This is a genomic window from Streptomyces sp. NPDC057474 (genome assembly GCF_042802555.1).
GTDB lineage: Bacteria > Actinomycetota > Actinomycetes > Streptomycetales > Streptomycetaceae > Streptomyces.
Genome location: NZ_JBHVDX010000387.1, coordinates 2,780 through 5,273 on the forward strand (window position 1 = coordinate 2,780; position 2,494 = coordinate 5,273).

Annotated in this window: 1 rRNA gene (only partly in view); it reads left to right on the forward strand. The window is 56.5% G+C overall.

Going from position 1 to position 2,494, the window contains the following annotated elements:
* Positions 1-2,472: ribosomal RNA gene (locus ACFU53_RS46400) — 23S ribosomal RNA — on the forward strand; it begins 729 nt to the left of the window's first position.
* Positions 2,473-2,494: the final 22 nt, after the last annotated feature.

Here is a 2,494-nt window from a genome sequence, read left to right on the forward strand (position 1 = left end):
GTCGTGACTGCGTGCCTTTTGAAGAATGAGCCTGCGAGTTTGCGGTGTGTTGCGAGGTTAACCCGGGTGGGGTAGCCGTAGCGAAAGCGAGTCCGAACAGGGCGTTTCAGTAGCACGCTCAAGACCCGAAGCGGAGTGATCTAGCCATGGGCAGGTTGAAGCGGAGGTAAGACTTCGTGGAGGACCGAACCCACCAGGGTTGAAAACCTGGGGGATGACCTGTGGTTAGGGGTGAAAGGCCAATCAAACTCCGTGATAGCTGGTTCTCCCCGAAATGCATTTAGGTGCAGCGTCGTGTGTTTCTTGCCGGAGGTAGAGCACTGGATAGGCGATGGGCCCTACCGGGTTACTGACCTTAGCCAAACTCCGAATGCCGGTAAGTGAGAGCGCGGCAGTGAGACTGTGGGGGATAAGCTCCATGGTCGAGAGGGAAACAGCCCAGAGCATCGACTAAGGCCCCTAAGCGTACGCTAAGTGGGAAAGGATGTGGAGTCGCACAGACAACCAGGAGGTTGGCTTAGAAGCAGCCACCCTTGAAAGAGTGCGTAATAGCTCACTGGTCTAGTGATTCCGCGCCGACAATGTAGCGGGGCTCAAGCGTACCGCCGAAGTCGTGTCATTCATACACATATCCCCAACGGGAGTATGGATGGGTAGGGGAGCGTCGTGTGCCGGGTGAAGCAGCCGCGGAAGCGAGTTGTGGACGGTTCACGAGTGAGAATGCAGGCATGAGTAGCGATACAAACGTGAGAAACGTTTGCGCCGATTGACCAAGGGTTCCTGGGTCAAGCTGATCTGCCCAGGGTAAGTCGGGACCTAAGGCGAGGCCGACAGGCGTAGTCGATGGATAACCGGTTGATATTCCGGTACCCGCTGTGAAGCGTCAAACATTGAACCAGGCGATGCTAAGTCCGTGAAGCCGTTCCGGACCCTTCGGGGAAAGGAAAGTGGTGGAGCCGACGGACCAGACTTGCAGTAGGTGAGTGATGGGGTGACGCAGGAAGGTAGTCCATCCCGGGCGGTGGTTGTCCCGGGGTAAGGGTGTAGGACGTCGGGTAGGTAAATCCGCCTGGCAATAGTCTGAGACCTGATGCCGAGCCGATTGTGGTGAAGTGGATGATCCTATGCTGTCGAGAAAAGCCTCTAGCGAGTTTCATGGCGGCCCGTACCCTAAACCGACTCAGGTGGTCAGGTAGAGAATACCGAGGCGTTCGGGTGAACTATGGTTAAGGAACTCGGCAAAATGCCCCCGTAACTTCGGGAGAAGGGGGGCCATCACTGGTGAGAGGACTTGCTCCTCGAGCTGGGGGTGGCCGCAGAGACCAGCGAGAAGCGACTGTTTACTAAAAACACAGGTCCGTGCGAAGCCGTAAGGCGATGTATACGGACTGACGCCTGCCCGGTGCTGGAACGTTAAGGGGACCGGTTAGTCACTCTTCGGGGTGGCGAAGCTGAGAACTTAAGCGCCAGTAAACGGCGGTGGTAACTATAACCATCCTAAGGTAGCGAAATTCCTTGTCGGGTAAGTTCCGACCTGCACGAATGGCGTAACGACTTCTCGACTGTCTCAACCATAGGCCCGGTGAAATTGCACTACGAGTAAAGATGCTCGTTTCGCGCAGCAGGACGGAAAGACCCCGGGACCTTTACTACAGTTTGATATTGGTGTTCGGTTCGGCTTGTGTAGGATAGCTGGGAGACTTTGAAGTTCACACGCCAGTGTGGGTGGAGTCGTCGTTGAAATACCAGTCTGGTCGTGCTGGATGTCTAACCTGGGTCCGTGATCCGGATCAGGGACAGTGTCTGATGGGTAGTTTAACTGGGGCGGTTGCCTCCTAAAGAGTAACGGAGGCGCCCAAAGGTTCCCTCAGCCTGGTTGGCAATCAGGTGGTGAGTGTAAGTGCACAAGGGAGCTTGACTGTGAGACCGACGGGTCGAGCAGGGACGAAAGTCGGGACTAGTGATCCGGCGGTGGCTTGTGGAAGCGCCGTCGCTCAACGGATAAAAGGTACCCCGGGGATAACAGGCTGATCTTCCCCAAGAGTCCATATCGACGGGATGGTTTGGCACCTCGATGTCGGCTCGTCGCATCCTGGGGCTGGAGTCGGTCCCAAGGGTTGGGCTGTTCGCCCATTAAAGCGGTACGCGAGCTGGGTTTAGAACGTCGTGAGACAGTTCGGTCCCTATCCGCTGCGCGCGCAGGAATATTGAGAAGGGCTGTCCCTAGTACGAGAGGACCGGGACGGACGAACCTCTGGTGTGCCAGTTGTCCTGCCAAGGGCATGGCTGGTTGGCTACGTTCGGGAGGGATAACCGCTGAAAGCATCTAAGCGGGAAGCCTGCTTCGAGATGAGTATTCCCACCCACTTGATGGGGTAAGGCTCCCAGTAGACGACTGGGTTGATAGGCCAGATATGGAAGCCTGGTAACGGGTGGAGTTGACTGGTACTAATAGGCCGAGGGCTTGTCCTCAGTTGCTCGCGTCCACTGTGTT